14 protein-coding genes are annotated in these 17,234 nt (G+C 45.9%); 10 read left to right on the top strand and 4 right to left on the bottom strand.

Features of this window, described 5'->3' with window-relative positions; genetic code table 11:
* Positions 1–59 precede the first annotated feature (59 nt).
* A complete protein-coding gene (locus ACUN27_RS28700; protein WP_315954278.1) occupies positions 60–821 on the bottom strand; it encodes a DUF1836 domain-containing protein in 762 nt (253 codons plus the stop codon).
* A 241-nt stretch (positions 822–1,062) separates the two neighbouring features.
* Here ACUN27_RS28700 and ACUN27_RS28695 point away from each other — a divergent pair, with 241 nt between their 5' ends.
* Together ACUN27_RS28695 and ACUN27_RS28690 are read left to right on the top strand one after the other, a co-directional pair.
* Entirely contained in the window at positions 1,063–2,358 is a 1,296-nt protein-coding gene (locus tag ACUN27_RS28695) for a hemolysin family protein (protein WP_315954277.1), read from the top strand.
* A 118-nt stretch (positions 2,359–2,476) separates the two neighbouring features.
* A complete protein-coding gene (locus ACUN27_RS28690; protein WP_315954276.1) occupies positions 2,477–3,316 on the top strand; it encodes an MBL fold metallo-hydrolase in 840 nt (279 codons plus the stop codon).
* A 99-nt stretch (positions 3,317–3,415) separates the two neighbouring features.
* Here the strand turns inward: ACUN27_RS28690 and ACUN27_RS28685 are convergent, their stop codons facing one another.
* Positions 3,416–5,383, bottom strand: a complete 1,968-nt coding sequence (locus ACUN27_RS28685) for a methyl-accepting chemotaxis protein (RefSeq protein WP_445560003.1) — start codon at positions 5,381–5,383, stop codon at positions 3,416–3,418.
* 312 nt (positions 5,384–5,695) lie between these two features.
* On the opposite strand from ACUN27_RS28685, the gene ACUN27_RS28680 reads away from it, so the two are divergent.
* From ACUN27_RS28680 to phoU, 5 genes are all read left to right on the top strand, one after another.
* Positions 5,696–6,622 carry a phosphate ABC transporter substrate-binding protein gene (locus tag ACUN27_RS28680; protein WP_445560002.1) on the top strand — a complete coding sequence of 309 codons (927 nt, stop codon included), beginning with the start codon at positions 5,696–5,698 and terminating at the stop codon, positions 6,620–6,622.
* A 182-nt stretch (positions 6,623–6,804) separates the two neighbouring features.
* Positions 6,805–7,743 (top strand): phosphate ABC transporter permease subunit PstC, encoded by a 939-nt coding sequence (pstC, locus tag ACUN27_RS28675; protein ID WP_181646701.1) that lies wholly within the window; start codon positions 6,805–6,807, stop codon positions 7,741–7,743.
* The gene (gene pstA, locus ACUN27_RS28670; RefSeq protein WP_315954273.1) at positions 7,740–8,597 is read left to right on the top strand and encodes a phosphate ABC transporter permease PstA; all 858 of its coding nucleotides are present in this window, start codon (positions 7,740–7,742) and stop codon (positions 8,595–8,597) included. Before pstC ends, pstA begins: the two co-directional genes overlap by 4 nt.
* A 2-nt stretch (positions 8,598–8,599) precedes the next feature.
* Positions 8,600–9,373, top strand: a complete 774-nt coding sequence (gene pstB / locus ACUN27_RS28665; protein ID WP_315954272.1) for a phosphate ABC transporter ATP-binding protein PstB — start codon at positions 8,600–8,602, stop codon at positions 9,371–9,373.
* 24 nt (positions 9,374–9,397) lie between these two features.
* Positions 9,398–10,057, top strand: coding sequence for a phosphate signaling complex protein PhoU (phoU, locus tag ACUN27_RS28660; RefSeq protein WP_315954271.1), 660 nt, complete (start codon positions 9,398–9,400; stop codon positions 10,055–10,057).
* Between the two features lie 95 nt (positions 10,058–10,152).
* Here phoU and ACUN27_RS28655 read toward each other — a convergent pair whose 3' ends face one another.
* The gene (locus ACUN27_RS28655) at positions 10,153–11,721 is read right to left on the bottom strand and encodes a response regulator (protein WP_315954270.1); all 1,569 of its coding nucleotides are present in this window, start codon (positions 11,719–11,721) and stop codon (positions 10,153–10,155) included.
* A 171-nt stretch (positions 11,722–11,892) separates the two neighbouring features.
* Between ACUN27_RS28655 and ACUN27_RS28650 the strand changes: the two genes are divergently transcribed.
* Together ACUN27_RS28650 and ACUN27_RS28645 are read left to right on the top strand one after the other, a co-directional pair.
* Positions 11,893–12,114, top strand: coding sequence for a hypothetical protein (locus ACUN27_RS28650; protein ID WP_445560001.1), 222 nt, complete (start codon positions 11,893–11,895; stop codon positions 12,112–12,114).
* A 12-nt stretch (positions 12,115–12,126) separates the two neighbouring features.
* Positions 12,127–13,656, top strand: a complete 1,530-nt coding sequence (locus ACUN27_RS28645; protein WP_445560000.1) for a GGDEF domain-containing protein — start codon at positions 12,127–12,129, stop codon at positions 13,654–13,656.
* A 4-nt stretch (positions 13,657–13,660) separates the two neighbouring features.
* On the opposite strand, the gene ACUN27_RS28640 is transcribed toward ACUN27_RS28645, so the two are convergent.
* Positions 13,661–14,410, bottom strand: coding sequence for an HAD family hydrolase (locus tag ACUN27_RS28640; RefSeq protein ID WP_157322823.1), 750 nt, complete (start codon positions 14,408–14,410; stop codon positions 13,661–13,663).
* Positions 14,411–14,543: 133 nt separating this feature from the next.
* On the opposite strand from ACUN27_RS28640, the gene polA reads away from it, so the two are divergent.
* Complete coding sequence (gene polA, locus ACUN27_RS28635) at positions 14,544–17,207, top strand: DNA polymerase I (RefSeq protein ID WP_445559999.1); 2,664 nt, start codon at positions 14,544–14,546, stop codon at positions 17,205–17,207.
* Positions 17,208–17,234: the final 27 nt, after the last annotated feature.

Genomic DNA, 17,234 nt, shown 5'->3' with positions numbered 1-17,234 from the left:
GTTTATAAGAGAAAGGCCAAGAACCGATGTATAGGGTTCTTGGCCTTTTTTGTCCATTATTATTTAAAACTGTGCAGAAATACCATGCCGTTCACATATCGTCTTGCCAAAGAGTTAAAACTAGACGAATGTACGGAAATGATAGCTACATGAATGGCATTTTTGAGCATCTCCTGCTCTTTGGCATTCGCATGCGGGCAATGTGAAGCGGCATACTCATGTGCCGCCTCATCCAACATTTGATCCCACTTGGAGATGAAATCCTGACTATTCCCCGTGTAATTCCTGTATCGTGCATCCAATACTTCGTACAGCTCCGAATAGATCGAATAAAACTTAAGGGGAGTGATGGTTTGTTCTGAGCAGTTATATGACGTAGAACTAAATAATATATGGAACAATTTGCGAATGGAGTCATAGTCCAACGATGATCGCAGGTCCTCGATGATGAAAAACAAAGCGACTTGTTGAAGGGAGTATTTCTTCCCATCCTCAGGAAGTCCGATCAATTCTTTGAAATCACGTTTCACCCAGTTCTGAATAGAGGTAACACTAAATTGTGTAAACTCTACTTGAGTACCGAGTGCAACGATATCGCTTAAGGAGAAAGCCGGCTTAATCTCCGACTTGATCATTTTCTCAATTAGGGGAGGAAGCGTCGTTGAAAGAAAAGCAGACATGGATTTTCCCTGCTCCAAATCACTCTCATGCTGAATTCGCCATGTGTCTTGCAGGATAGCCAGAGGTGATTTCTCTAGATGACCACTCAAAGACAACATTAAATCAGCCATATCTTTGCGTCTAAAAGTTAATGTTTCCATATTGACATCACCTCGTCTGTGATTGAACAGTTCATATGAACTTATAATAAAATACGGTTAAGGCCATGTCAAAAGGAAAGATTTCATGAGAAGGACGGCATCTGCAAACGATTTCCCCCAATAAAGTGAAAAATAATCGATTATGGCTTAAAACAAACTTTGTCTGTTTCATTATATTATATTAGAATAGTTCATAAGAACTGTTTATAAGAATAATTCATTTCGCAAAGGATGAGTTGCCATGTTGTTGAATTTATTTTTAATTGCTTTACTCATATTATTAACCGCTTTTTTCGTGGCTACCGAATTTGCAATCATTAAGCTTCGCCCCAGCCGGGTTGAACAAATGGTACTTGAAGGTAATAAGAATGCGCTTGCCGTACAGAAAGTAACAACAAATCTAGATGCTTATTTATCCGCCTGCCAACTGGGGATTACGATCACAGCGCTCGGTCTTGGTTGGTTAGGAGAGCCGACGGTAGAGAAATTGCTGCACCCCTTATTCGAACTATTAACCTTGAGTGACAGCTTGTCACACATTTTATCTTTTGGTATCGCCTTTGTTTTGATGACATACCTGCATGTTGTTCTTGGTGAACTTGCGCCAAAGTCGCTTGCGATTCAAAAAGCTGAGCAAATCGCAGTGCTAACAGCACCGATCATTGTTGTTTTTCACAAAATCATGTATCCATTCATTTGGCTGCTGAACGGGTCTGCGAATGGCATGATCAAATTGCTCGGAATGAAGCCAGCCAGCGAACATGAAGAAGCTCACTCCGAAGAAGAAATTCGCCTTATTCTGCAGGAAAGTTACCAAAGCGGCAAAATTAATAAAACAGAATACGGCTACACGGATCGAATTTTTACATTTGATGAGTTGTTAGCTCGTGAAATCATGGTTCCGCGGACCGACATGGTCTGCTTATACGCGAACAAACCGTTGAAAGAGAATTTGGAGATCATTAAGCGAGAACAATATACCCGTTTTCCTGTTGCCAAAGAGAATAAAGATCATATTATTGGTATCGTGAATACCAAACAGTTTTTCTTAAGTTATGATAACAATCCTAATTGTGATTTTACCTCGTTACTGCAGCCTGTTATGACTGTGCCTGATGTCATGCCCATTAAGCAGCTCTTGAAGAAAATGCAGCAAGAACAGGTGCATATCGCGCTGCTATTGGATGAGTACGGTGGTACGGCCGGCTTAATCACCATTGAGGACATCCTTGAGGAGATTGTCGGTGAGATTCGTGATGAATTTGATAAGGATGAGAAGCGCGATATTGAAACGCTGGATGCCAATCGATTCTTGATCAAAGGAACCGCGCTCGTTAATGAAGTCAATCATTATCTTGAAACGAAACTGGATCATGAGGAAGTTGATTCGATTGGCGGGTGGCTGTATAGTAAGCAACCTGAACTGGAAAAAGGCGAGCCATGGGATTATGAGGATTTGACCTTTATCGTTCGGGAGAGGGATGCCAACCGCATCCGGAAGATCGAAATTATTAGAAAGCTTCCGCAAAAAGTTTAAACAAAAAGACCAACCTGCGCTAAACGCTAAGCAGGTTGGTCTTTCTTATGATTGTTCAGATAATCCGAATCGCTAAAGGAGATGATAATAGAAATCCACCTGAAAAGGAGCAAGACAATTGGAGTCCACCTATGAGCATACACATATCCCGTTAACCACGGTATCAAGCGGGGAAGGTCACGAAGTGAGCATAGATATTTATTGCTACTGTATTCAGTTCGTTAATATATGTTTGATCGGCAATCCAACAAGTAAATCGAAGACATGGTTTCTGGTCGACGCCGGGATGCCGCATTCCGCAGACAACATCATTCAGTTGGCGGAGGATCGTTTTGGGACAATGACGAAGCCGCAGGGCATTATTTTGACTCACGGGCATTTTGATCATGTCGGTGCTCTTACGGAACTGCTTGAACATTGGGATGTGCCTGTTTACGCGCACGAGCAGGAAATCCCGTATTTAACAGGAAAAGCGAATTACCCCGAAGGGGATTCAACCGTGAACGGGGGACTCATGAGTGAGCTTTCTCCGCTGTTTCCGAATCACGGCATCAATCTCGGGAATCATGTAAAGGCGTTACAGGCCGATGGCTCCATTCCCGGTCTGCCTGAATGGCAATGGATGCATACACCGGGCCATTCGCCAGGCCATATTTCGCTTTTCCGGGAAAAAGACCGCTCCTTACTCGCTGGCGATGCTTTTGTCACCGTAAAACAGGAGTCGCTCTACCGCGTGCTACTCCAGACGCAGGAAATCAGCGGTCCGCCGAAGTATTTTACGACCGATTGGGAGGGCGCGGCATCCTCCGTCAAGAAATTGAATGACCTTCGCCCGAGCTTGGCTGTGACCGGGCATGGCACACCGATGCGCGGGGAGGAACTGACAAGTCAATTAGCGTACTTGGCTGACCATTTCGATGAAGTTGCAAGGCCGGAGGAAGGGCGTTTCGTGCATTAGCGCTTTGGACAGGCTCCGTGAATCTGCACAAAGTAAAAAGAGGTTCTCCCAAAAGTCATCGTGTGACCGGGGGAGAACCTCTTTTTTCAACTTTTTAGATTATCCAATAAGTACAGGCTCTTTTTTATCCTTCGAATTTGCTTCCGCTGTCTTTGTATCGGTTTCAGCTTCCTTCGCATGATCGGCATAGTTTGATAAAGTGTTTTCATCCTCTTTAGTCACTGTGAAGTCTGTCTCAATTTGCTCATGGCTGTGTCCGTCACCGTCAGTATCAACGTCAGTATCACTATGACATTCAGTACCTTCATCGCCAGGAGTATGATCCGTATCTGAACTATCCTGACCATTCGCCATTTCTTCACCGGTTTCAATGATCTGGAACTTGCTGATTTCTGTGAATAATCGGTCTGCCAATGCGAGAATGTCATCGGACTCTTCCGCAATGCGGCGGATGGACGCATCCTGCTGGATGGAAGTGGAGTTGACTTCCTCCACGCCAGCCGCTGTTTCTTGGGCAATTGCCGCCACGAACTGAACGGAGCCAACAAGCTGATCGTTCTTGGAACGCGCTTGTTCGATTTTCAAATGAATGTGCTCAATCTGCTCCTTGATGCCGGTCATGGAATGCTCGATGCTCTCGAAAGAGCTGAGCGTGTCTGCAACACGATGATTCTGGGTAACCGCAGAATCTTTTGCTTCCAAGAGAGAGCTTTGCAGCTCTTGGATTTGTTTCTGCAGCACCTGTGTAATGCCGCTGATCGTCTTGGACGAATCGTTCGTCTGCTGCGACAGCTGACGAACCTCATCGGCGATCACGGAGAAGCCGCGGCCGTGCACGCCAGCCCTAGCCGCTTCAATCGCAGCGTTCAGGGCCAGGACGTTCGTTTGCGTCGATATCTCCGTAATCGAACGTGTGATGGCGCCAATCTGCTTCGAGCTGGCGGCTAAGGTCTGCATGGCTGCATCAACTTTATGCAGCACCTCTTGCGACTGTTCGGACGAAACCTTCAGCGCACGAACATAACCTGTGCCTTGCAGCGTACCGGCTGCGGCTTCATCACTCGCTTTTATCATTTCATACGTATAGGCGGTAATGTCCCGAATCTCTGCCTCCAGCTCTGTAATGATCAGGGAGCTGGACTCAGTTTGAATGGCTTGCTCGTCGGCCCCGTGTGAAATTTCATGGATCGCTTTCAAGATGTCCGTGTTTGCGGAAGCCGTAAGCTGGGAGAAACGATGAAATTCATGCGAGTGATCGCTTAAGGAAGAGGCGATTTGCTTCGTAGCGTAAAGCATATGACGCACCTGGCGGATCATATGATCGAAGCTTTGGCTGAGTTGACCCAGCTCATCTTTGGATGTGGCATTTATCGTATGTGTTAAATCTCCTGCCGCGATAAGCGAAACGGCTTTTTGCAGTTTTTGAATCGGACGGATAAATGAACGAATTAAGAAGAAAGCGATCAAAACCGTAATCACAAGCACAACGATAGATGCGTACATCATAACCAGACTCGTGCTGTCCAAAGCTTTGGTAGAGGAAACGATGGCTTGATCAGCTGACTCCGCATAGGTCACGTAGAACTTATCGACTAGATCAAAGATCACATTTTTCAGATCCTGAGACTCATTGTAGAGATACATCAGGTTGATTTCTAAATCCTTAGTGCTCGTACCATTATTAACTTGAATCATTTTAGCGGCAGAATCAAAGTTATTAATGTAGTCAACGGAGGCTTGGATTAACTGGCTGCGCCATTTTAGCTGATCAGGCGTAGCGGCGGTATCTCCTATTTTTTTAATATAATCATTGAAAGGCTGGCGTTTGGCATTGTATTTAAATATGTATTCGGGTTTCTTCGAAATCTCCAATCCAGAAGCAATAATGTTCATGTCTTGGACCATTTCCTTTAATTCCAAAGCCATCACTTTGAGTTCGACCTTGTCATTCTGATTATTCATATGTTGTTTGATTTGACTAACCTGATGAAGATTGAAATAAGCGACAGCCAGAAAAATCAAGAGCACCCCACTGAAACTGACGATTAATTTGGTACGCATAGTCATGTTGAAGAAAAATAATCGGCTCACATTCATCCCCCCATAAATAGACAAGATATGACGCGTTTCTTGTTTCTACTTATAAATATAGGAGACTTCTATTAACTAAAGCGTCGAACTGTGTAAATAAGATGTAAAATTAACCATACAACTCTATCAAAAGTCCTATGAAAAAGTTTTACATTACGTTTACGTTTCATGGGTTTGGATTTTACATTCGATTGTTACGATGTATTTGTAAGTTAGTTGCGAGGGACAAACAAGGAAATCGAAACTAACCAGAGAAGCAACATAAAATAAAAGGAGGACATGCTGACTATGTTCAAGTTCATGTCGAAAAAAGGAATTACATTAACACTATCCGCGGTATTAATGATGGGGTCATTGGTTGGATGCGGAGCAAAAACAGAAACAAAAACAAATGGCGCTTCCGCTACACCTGCTGCAACAACAGCTGCTACAGCGTCTGCAAAGCCTTCTGATACACCTAAAACAGAACTTAGCGGTACAATCACGGCTTCCGGTTCAAGCGCATTGCTTCCACTAGTTAAGCAAGCGGCAACTGAGTTTATGGAAAAGAACCCAAAAGTAACGATCAACGTTACAGCTGGTGGTTCAGGAACAGGAATTAAAAACGTAGCTGATGGTACTTCCGATATCGGTAACTCCGACGTTGAGCCAGGCGCTGAATATAAAGATAAAGGTCTTGTTGACCACCAAGTAGCAATTGCTCCATTCGCATTCATCGTTAACAAAGATGTTAAAGTAGACAACGTAACAAAACAACAAGCAGCTGATATTTACATGGGTAAAATCACAAACTGGAAAGAAGTTGGCGGTAACGATGCGAAAATCGTTCTTGTACACCGTCCAGATAGCTCCGGTTCCCGTACGCTTGTAAAAACTATCATTCTTGATGGTAAAGACTTCACTAAAGACGGTATTACACAAGAAAACAGCGGTGCTATGAAAACAGCTGTTGTTGGTCAATCCGGTTCCATCGGTTATGTAGATACTCCTTACATCGATGATACTGTTAAAGCTTTGAAAATTGACGGCGTAGCTTTCTCCGAAGAAAACATCAAAAACGGTACTTACAAACTGTTTGGTGTTGAGCACATGTATACAAAAGGTGAAGCAAAAGATCCAGCTAAAGCTTTCATCGAATATATGTCCACAAAAGAATTCCAAGGTAAACAAGTTCGTGACTTGAAATTCTTGCCTGCTGATTTGCTTAAAAAATAATTAGTTCTCTCATCTAGGGCGTTCGCATCATGCGGGCGCTCTTTTTGCCGTGTGAGAGAGGACAAATTAATAAACTTTTACATTGCCTTTACAATTCATTAACGATGCAATGACATTCATGTCCTATCATAATTGTATGACATGTTAGGGCATGTGGTATTAAATAAAGGGGGATTAACCCAGTGAATTCCGTAGCAGACAAACTATCAAATGCGAGTTCAGACAGCAAAAGCCGTCCAATTGTTTCCAAATGGACCCGAGGACAACATAGACAAGACAGCATCATGCGATGGGTATTTGTCCTTAGTGCTGCTCTTGTATCGGCGATTATTTTCTCTATCATTGTTTTCGTAGGTATGCAAGGGATCAAAACGTTTCAGGGAGTAAGTCCTTTGGAGTTTTTCTTCTCGACGGACTGGACACCAGGTTCGAATAAATTCGGAGCGTTTCCTTTCTTATACAGCACCTTGTTGATGACGCTCGTTTCTGTAGTCTTCTCAGTACCGCTGGCTTTGTCCGGCGCGTTATTCATGGCAAAAATTGCTCCAAAATGGATGCGCGAAATCATGCGTCCAGCGACTGATTTATTCGTAGGGATTCCTTCGGTTGTCTACGGTTTGATCGGGATGACGGTCATTGTTCCTGCCATCGGTAAAATAACCGGCGATGTCGCTTACGGCATTCTGCCTGCTTCTATCATATTAGCGATTATGATTCTACCAACTATTCTTTCCATATCGGAGGACGCTATTCGCGCACTTCCCAGCCGTTTGGAAGAAGCATCTCTAGCGCTTGGAGCAACACGCTGGCAAACGATGTGGCGCGTACTTCTGCCAGCAGCTAGACCGGGTATTTTAACGGCAATCATTCTTGGGATGGGCCGCGCAATTGGAGAAACCATGGCTGTGTTTATGGTGATTGGTAACTCGCCTCAAATGCCTAAATCGTTGCTGGATTCCACAACGGTATTAACAACAGCCATCGTGAAAGACATGGGGAATACAAATTACGGATCAACATGGAACAATGCGTTGTACATGATGGCGCTGCTTTTACTTGTGATCTCCTTATCCTTAATTATCATCATTCGTATTGTTGCAAAAAGGAGTGAAGTGAAATGACAAGTAAATCAACGGACCGGATTGCGACGATATATTTTTGGGCGTCAGGCATTGTGATCATAGGGATTTTGGCTTGGTTTCTCTTTCGGATATTAGGGGATGGCATTCCTCATCTGTCCTGGCATTTCATCTTCGGAAAGCCGGAAGAAATTAAAGCTGGCGGGGGCGTTGGGCCTCAATTGTTCAACTCTTTCTACGTCCTGATCTTATCTCTCCTGATTTCTATTCCAATCGGATTGTTCTCAGGCATTTACTTAGCGATTTATGCACAAAAGAATTGGTTTACGGATCTTGTCCGTATATCCGTTGAAGCTTTGTCTTCTGTACCTTCCATCGTTTTTGGATTGTTCGGATTTTTGCTTTTTGCCAATTTGCTCGGGCTGAAGTTTTCCATTCTAGGCGGCGCGGCGACAGTGGCCCTGCTGAATTTGCCTGTTATGGTCAGGGTTACGGAAGAATCGATCCGCACGGTTCCGGAGTCCTATTGGGAAGCAAGCTTGGCGCTCGGTTCAACCAAATGGCAGGCCATCCGTAAAGTGCTCATTCCAGCAGCGCTGCCTAGTTTGATTACAGGAATCACGCTGATTGCAGGTCGTGCATTAGGTGAATCCGCCATTCTTATTTACACAGCCGGGTTATCGGTTTCCCGTTTCTTCCCGGATTTCAACCCGCTGAACATGGGTGAGACGTTATCCGTTCATCTATGGTATGTAGGTGCTGAAGCGCTTGTGCCAGATGCGAAAGACATTGCCAAGGGAAGTGCCGCGCTGCTTCTGATCGTTGTACTTATCTTTAATCTATTGGTCAGCATACCAAGCCGAATCTTACAAAAAAGACTTTCCGGGGGGAAATAACAATGGCGACTTCAACTATGACTAAAACAAAGATTAAAGCAGATAAATTGAATTTATTCTACGGAGAAAATCACGCGCTTCACGATATTGATCTAACGATTGAAAAAGGAAGTATCGCAGCATTGATTGGACCGTCAGGTTGTGGGAAATCCACGTTCCTGCGTACCTTGAACCGGATGAATGACTTGATTGACAGTGTTCGTATTACGGGAAATGTGGCTGTAGACGGCCATAACATTTATGGTCCGGATTCAGATGTGGTTTCATTGCGTAAACGGGTGGGTATGGTGTTCCAACGTCCAAATCCATTTCCGATGAGCATTTATGACAATATTGCATATGGCCCGCGTATTCACGGGATCAAGAAAAAAGCATTGCTTGATGAAATCGTAGAACGCAGCCTTGTCCAAGCTGCATTATGGGATGAAGTTAAGGATCGTTTGAACAAATCCGCACTTGGATTGTCCGGTGGACAACAGCAACGCTTATGTATCGCTCGTTTGCTTGCCGTTGAGCCAGATGTTCTCTTGATGGATGAGCCTACATCTGCCTTAGATCCAATTTCAACGTTGAAGGTTGAAGAACTTACACAAACCCTGAAAGACAAATATACGATCATTATCGTTACTCACAACATGCAACAAGCCGCTAGGATTTCCGATATGACCTCCTTTTTCTTGAACGGGTACTTAGTCGAAACTGACAAAACCGATAAAATCTTTACAAATCCGAATGATCAACGTACCGAAGATTACATTACAGGAAGATTCGGCTAACAACTACTGGAAGGGGCAACGTACATGGATGCAAGACCCGGGTTTCATCAATCATTAACTTTGCTGCAAAAAGAACTGCTTGAGATGGGGGAAAGCGTTAAGGAATTGATTCTTACGTCCGTTAATTCTCTGGCAACGCTCAATGAGAAAGCCGCGCAGCAAGTGATTAACAATGACGATCAAATCGATGATTATTTAACTAGGATTGATGAACTGTCGCTGCGTCTCATTGCTTTGCAGCAGCCTATGGCAAGTGATCTGCGCATTATTGGCACAGCGCTCAAAATTGCAATTGATTTGGAGCGTATTGCCGATCATGCCGTAGACATCGCCAAAATTACAATCCGCTTCGCCGGAGAAGAACTTGTGAAGCCTCTCGAGACAATTCCGCAAATGGCGAATATCGCCATCGAGATGCTGCAGGAAAGCCTGCTCTCCTATACAGAGCGCGATGTTCACCGTGCTGCAGCGCTAGCTGAGAAGGATGATCGTGTAGATAAAATGTACAGCACTGTCATGACAGAGCTGATGGGTATGATGAATTCCGATTATCATCGCAATCGTCAGTTGACTCATTTGCTGCTGGTTGCCCACTTCCTGGAGCGGGTAGCGGATCACACTACGAATATTGGTGAAGGCGTTATTTATATGGTGACTGGGAAGCGTAAAGATTTGAACGTGTAAAAGAGACAAAAAAAGACCGTAGAACGAAGCGGATTCCGCTTGGTTTACGGTCTTTTTTTGATGCTATGTGCGACGAACAGATTCGTAGCCGCGGCTCATTCAGGAATAGGGAAGCGAATAAGAAAGGTCGTCCCCTCCGAGCTGGATTGGACCTCAATCGAGGCGCGGTGCCTGGCGGCGATGCTGTAGCAGATGGCTAAACCAAGGCCTGTGCCTTCATCCTTGGTGGTGAAGAAAGGGCGTCCAAGCTTCTCCAGATGCTTCTCATCAATGCCTGTCCCCTCGTCCGAAATAAGCAAGACAACATATCCGTTTTCTTGGAAAGTTTGGATCGTAAGCGTTCCGCCAATCGTCATGGCTTCAAGCCCATTCATGCACATATTGAGAATAAGCTGGCGCATCTCTTTATCATCAAGATGAATAACCGGGCAATCGACAAATTGGAACTGAACGTGCTTGCCTGACATGACTGCTTCAGCTTGTATGAGTGGAAGGAGCATTTCGATGATCCGGTTGATTTGATCCGGCTGTTGATGGGACTGTTTGTTTTTGGCCAGTGACAAATATTCGGTAATAATTTCGTTGGCGCGATCCAGCTCCTCGAGCATAATCGGAATATACTCTTTTTGCATATTGCGATCGTTTTCACGAAACAATTGCAAAAAACCGCGAATCGTCGTCATCGGATTGCGAATTTCATGGGCGATGCCTGCTGCCATTTCCCCAACCAGATTCAGCTGAGCAAGACGAGCCATTTCCGTCTCAAAGCGCAAGCTTTCCGTAATGTCGACGGCCACCTGAAGCAAGCAACTCTCATTTTCAATATCGATGATCTCCGTAGAGAGAAGAGCCGTTCGAGTTTCCTTGGATTTGGTTTCATACTTCACTTTGCAGTTATGAATCACTTCATCGTAGCTGATAGATTCCCCGGAATCCGATCGTAATAAATCCATATTGGTGCCGATGATTTCGTCGCCATACCCTGTATATTGCTTCCAACTTTCATTTATTTCGATATAAGTAAGTTCCGGCAGACGGCGAATGGCCATCAAGGAAGGGGAGAGCATGAACATTTTCTGAAAATGGTCCTGAGACTTCAGCAGCTTCTCATGGGCATCTACTAGTTCCGTAGTTCGTTCTTCGACCCATTGTTCTAGAAGTGAATTCTGCTGCTTCAGTTTCTCCTCGGCTTCCGCCAGTTTACGGTTCGTCTCTTCGAGATCAAGCGTCCGTTTGTGCAGAAGCTCGCTTTGAAATTTGATTTTCTGATGTCCCAAGTGCATATTGACGAAAGCATCGACTTTCATGCGCAGCATTTCGGGATGAACAGGCTTGAACAAGTAATCAATTGAGCCTACATGATACCCTTTTAGAACATGCTCAATCGATGTGCTGAGTGCGGTTAAGAAGATGATCGGGATATCCTGACAGGCTTTGCGCTGTTTGATCAGTTCAACCGTTTCAAAGCCGCTTAAGCCCGGCATTTGGACATCCATGAGAATGACAGCAATATGATCGGCGGGTTCCTTTAATAAATATCGAAGAACTTCCTCACCCGATTGCAGCGAAATCACGTCATAGTGGGAAGAGGCCAGAATGCTATTGAGAGCCAGCAAGTTCTCGTAGCGGTCATCTACCGCCAAGATTTTGACTTGTTGTTCCATTTCAAATCCTTTCCGTGCTTGTACAAGCCTTTGTACGCACCTAGCAATCGTCCTTCTATTTTTTCGTGGCTAAAAGGCAATTCCCTCTTTTTTATTTGAACTCTTTACACACATTTTACATATTGATAATAAAGCCTGCCATTTGGTTTGATAGACTGATAATAAACTTAAATGACGCAAGGGATGATGGACATGGGTATTCAGTCAGAAGAGCTCCTCCAATTTTACGATATCATTGAAAAAGGTTCCATTTATTCTGTCTATCAGCCTATTGTTTCTATGCAAGATGGTCTGGTAATGGGGTACGAAGCACTAATTCGTGGTCCCAAAGATAGTAATTTTCACTCGCCGCTAACCATGTTTCAATTCGCAGAGCAGCACGGTGAACTGTAAAAGCTGGAACAGTTGACAAGAGAGAAAGCCATTCAGGGGTCTATTTTGGAGCATCCGCAGCAATTGCTTTTTATTAATATTTCTTCGCATGTCCTGTATGATCCTGGGTTCGTTCCGGGGAAAACACTGGAAATTTTACAGAAATACGGGCTTCGTCCAAACAACGTTGTTTTTGAAATAACAGAAAGAACCTCCATTGAGGATTTTTCCCTAGCTCAAAAAATATTGGCTCATTACCGGAAGCAAGGTTATCGAATTGCGATCGATGATGCCGGGGCCGGATATTCGTCCATGCAAGCCATTGCCGAGCTTCAACCGGATTTCATCAAGATCGACCGGTCGCTCATCCAGGATATTCATATCAATAAAGTCAAAGAGTACATATTGGAAACATTCGTTACTTTTGCACAAAAAATGAACATCTCTTTGATCGCTGAGGGCATTGAACATGTCGATGAGCTGACCAAATTGGCGAGGCTTGGGGTTCATTATGCCCAAGGCTTTTTGCTGGGGAGACCACAGGCGGATCCTGCAACGATTCAGGACAGCTTGAAGATGTTGATTTGGCAGCAGCGCAAAGTACAAGGAGGACATATGACCTGGGCAATTGGCGATCTCAAAACACCGGTGAAAGTGTTCGATAAGAAAGTGCCTATTTCGGAAGTGGCGGATTATTTCAAAAAAAACCAGGAATCTGTGGGAGCTGTCATCGTTAGTGAAGAAGAACCGGTCGGCCTTATGATGAGAGATCGCTTGTTCCAGCAGTTGGCGGGACAATATGCGTTCTCTTTGTTTTGGAACCGGACGATTGACAATATCATGGACGACTCGCCGCTAATTGTGGACGAGTTTATTTCCGTCGAGCAGGTGTCCCAGATGGCGACTTCGCGGTCGATTCATCATTTGTATGACCTCGTAATTATAACAAGTAGCGGAAAGATGGCGGGTATTGCTTCGATCAGAGCCATTCTGGAGAGTATAACCAATGTCCGGATGGAGTCCGCTCGAGTGGCGAATCCATTAACGGGCTTGCCGGGGAATTTGCAAATTAATAGGGAATTGAATAAACGGATTCATGAAAGTAAGCCATTTCATGTTGTCTATGCGGATCTGGACTATTTCAAATGGTTCAATGACAGGTTCGGTTTTCAAAAAGGGGATCAATTGATTCAATATACAGCTGACATTATGCAGCAGGCGATTTCGGTTTGCGGAACCCCGCTTGATTTCGTGGGGCATGTGGGAGGCGATGATTTCATCGCGATTTCTTCTACGGATGAGCCTGAGCTTCTGTGCCAGGAAATGATTCGCAGGTTCGAAATGGGCGTGCAGATGTTTTATGAAGATGAGGAATGGGAGTATGTATGGGACCGGAGCGGCAATAAAGTTAAAAGCGAGGGAGTCACACTATCGCTGTCATTAGTCGTTTGCACCTGTGAATCTCCCATTTCACTTGAACATATTTCACAAACCGCGGCTGCTCTCAAGAAGAAAGCCAAAGCGTATCCAGGCAGTATTTATTATTTCCAGAATATAGGGTGAAACATTAGAAGGTGTAGATCAACTGTTTAAATGAACGGATGATAACAACCTTCTGTTTGCCGATTCGCCGTTCGGAAATTTTCTTCATATTCCCGGGATGGATCCAGATAGCGTCCAGACCGCTGGAAGCGGCTCCTACCACGTCATTGCGCCACGAGTTACCAACCATCACACTTTGGCTTGAAGCCGCGTTCATGGTCTTCAGAGCCCTCTCAAATATAGCTGGGTGCGGTTTACGCGGACCGTCCTTCTCCGAGCTAAATAAGCGATCCTCTGTAATCCACCGGGTCAGCTTCAATTTATCCAAATTACTCTGCAATCTTCTGCGGTTTCCGTTGCTGATGATGGCAAGCTTATAATTCTGGGATAACGCTTCGAGCGTGTCCTCTACGCCGGGAAAAAGCGCAACAAAATGATCCTCTTGCTCCTCGACCTGTTCGAAAAAAGCTCGGGTAAACGCCGTGCTCACATTCACTGGCAGAGGATGCAGCGCCTTGCGCAAACAAATGTGCCGCAGCTCATCCGGTGATAAAGGGCTGCGCACCGGTGCTTTGCGGTGCCGGCTCCATTCCATTTTATAACTCTGAAGAACGTCTTGGGCTGTGAAGAGAGTTTCGTCCGGCTCCCACCTCGCCGTGTAGTCATTCATGACCTCAAGGAATGCAGAGTCAAAGCATTGTCTGCGATCCAGAATCGTATTGTTCATATCGAAAAATATAACCTTTTTACGTGTTGGTGAGAAAAAAGGGCTCATTCGGAGAACCTCCTTTTGAAGACCGGAACATCGATTAATGGATTCCTTACATGTTTATGTGCGCTAGCGTTTTTTTATTTTAATTTCGTATGCTATGATGAAGGAAGTATGTCTAAAAACGGGGTGTGAACTTATGGATAAGCTTATTATTATTGATGGGAATTCTATTGCAAACAGAGCTTTCTATGCTTTACCGCTTCTCAGCAATTCTAGCGGATTGCACACGAATGCCGTTTATGGTTTTACAACCATGCTGCTCAAATTAATAGAAGAAGAAAAGCCGACGCATTTTCTTGTTGCTTTTGATGCCGGGAAGATTACGTTTCGACATAAAGAATATACGGAATACAAGGGTGGACGGGCCAAAACGCCGTCAGAGCTTTCCGAACAATTTCCACTGATCAAAGAACTGCTGAAAGCATTCAAAATCCCGCAGTTTGAGCTATCCGGCTATGAAGCTGACGACATCATCGGCACGCTGACCAAAGCCGCAGACGCCAAAGGCGAGAAAGTGCTTCTTGTTTCGGGAGACAAGGATATGCTGCAGCTCGCTTCCGATCACGTCACCGTTGCGATAACGCGCAAAGGAATTACGGAAGTTGAGTTATATAACCCGGCTGAGATCAAAGAGAAGTACGGTCTTACACCTGCGCAGATTATTGATCTAAAGGGACTCATGGGCGATACCTCAGATAACATCCCTGGTATTCCGGGAGTTGGAGAGAAGACTGCGCTCAAGATGCTTCATGAATTCGGCACCGTGGAAGAAGTGCTTGCGAATACAGCCAGCCTGAAGGGCAAGATGAAAGAAAAGGTCGAGGAGCACGCGAAAGACGCGATTATGAGTAAAGAGCTCGCGACGATTTTCCGCGAAGTGCCGATGGAAACCGAGTGGGATACGTTCCGTTACGATGGATATGACGGACAAGCCTTGGCTGGCATGTTCCGTAAGCTCGAATTTAAATCCTTGCTGGAGAAAATGGATTTCGGCGCTGTGGACTTGGAAGCGGAAGGACAAGTTGTTGAAAGCATGGAAGCGGTTGTCGTTACGGAAGCCAATGTGGGTGAGTTAGTTGGCAAATTAAGCGACAGCGGAGTGATCCATGTGGAAGCTGTCGGTGAAAATCCACATCAAGCCGTCAATGTCGGCGTGGTCTGGTTTACGCATGATGAGGACGTGAATACGTCCTATTACGTGCCATTCCAGCTGCTCAAAGGAGAAGCTGGCGAGCCGCTGCGGGCATGGCTGGCGGATGATTCGAAGAAGAAGCAGCTTTTCGATCTGCATCGCTCGATTCTCGCTTTGGCTTGGCAGGGCATCGTGCTCAAAGGCGTGGATTTCGACGTCTTGCTCGCCGCTTACCTGCTCGACCCAACGGAGTCGAATCTAACGTTGAGCGGCTTATCGGCGAAATACAGCCTGCCTGGTCTGAAGGCAGACGAAGATGTGTTCGGCAAAGGCGCGAAATTCCGCCTGCCGGAGTTAACAGCGCTTAGCGACCACTTGGGACGCAAAGCAATGGCGACCGCGCGCCTGGTGCCGGTGCTGGCGGAAGAGCTGGAGAAGGGCGAGATGCATCAGCTCTTCTATGAACTGGAGCAGCCGCTGGCCAGCGTGCTGGCAGAGATGGAGCTGCGCGGCATCGCCGTAGATGCCGAAGGGCTTAAAGCGCTCGGCGTGGAACTTGTCAATAAGCTGGACACGATTATGTCCAGCATTTACAAGCTCGCTGGCGTCGAGTTCAACATCAACTCGCCGAAGCAGCTTGGCGAGATTCTGTTCGAGAAGCTGGGGCTGCCAGCTTGGAAGAAGACCAAAACCGGCTACTCGACCGATGCCGAGGTGCTGGAGCGCCTTGCGCCCTACAACGAAGTGGTCGGGCAGATTTTGAATTACCGTCAGCTGGCGAAGCTGCAATCGACGTACGTCGAAGGGCTGCTGAAAGAGGTGCGGCCGGAGACCGGTAAGGTGCATACCTATTACCGGCAGACAATTGCCGCCACAGGACGGCTCAGCAGCCAGTTCCCGAACCTCCAGAACATTCCGATTCGTCTGGAGGAGGGCCGGAAGATCCGCAAAGTGTTCGTGCCATCCGAGCCTGGATGGTACATTCTCGCTGCGGATTACTCGCAGATCGAGCTGCGCGTGCTGGCGCACATCTCGCAGGATGAGAAGCTGAAGGAAGCTTTCCTTCAGAATATGGACATCCACACGAAGACGGCGATGGACGTCTTCGGCGTGGAAGAAAGCGCCGTCGACGCGAACATGCGTCGTCAAGCGAAAGCTGTTAACTTCGGGATCGTTTACGGGATCAGCGACTATGGCTTGTCTCAGAACTTGGACATTACTCGCCGGGATGCAGCACAGTTCATTAAACAATACTTTGCTGTCTTCCAGGGCGTACGCAAATATATGGACGATATCGTGAAGGATGCGCGCCGAGACGGCTATGTGACGACGCTGCTGCAGCGCCGCCGGTATTTGCCGGAGATTACGCACTCGAACTTCAACCTCCGCTCCTTTGCGGAGCGTACCGCGATGAACACGCCGATTCAAGGTACGGCGGCAGACATCATTAAGCTTGCTATGGTGCAGATGGATGCCCGCTTGAAGAAAGAGGGCTTGAAGAGCCGCATGCTGCTTCAAGTACACGATGAGCTCGTCTTCGAGGTCCCGGAAGAGGAACTCGAGACGATGCGCCGCCTGGTGCCGGAAGTCATGGCCGGGGCATTGAAACTGGACGTGCCGCTGAGCGCGGACGTGGATTATGGCCTTACTTGGTATGACGCCAAGTAAGGAAACTGAACAAATTCAAAAAGAGGT

It is taken from the genome of Paenibacillus sp. WC2504, from assembly GCF_052682475.1.
This window is presented reverse-complemented; position numbering and strand designations above follow the sequence as displayed.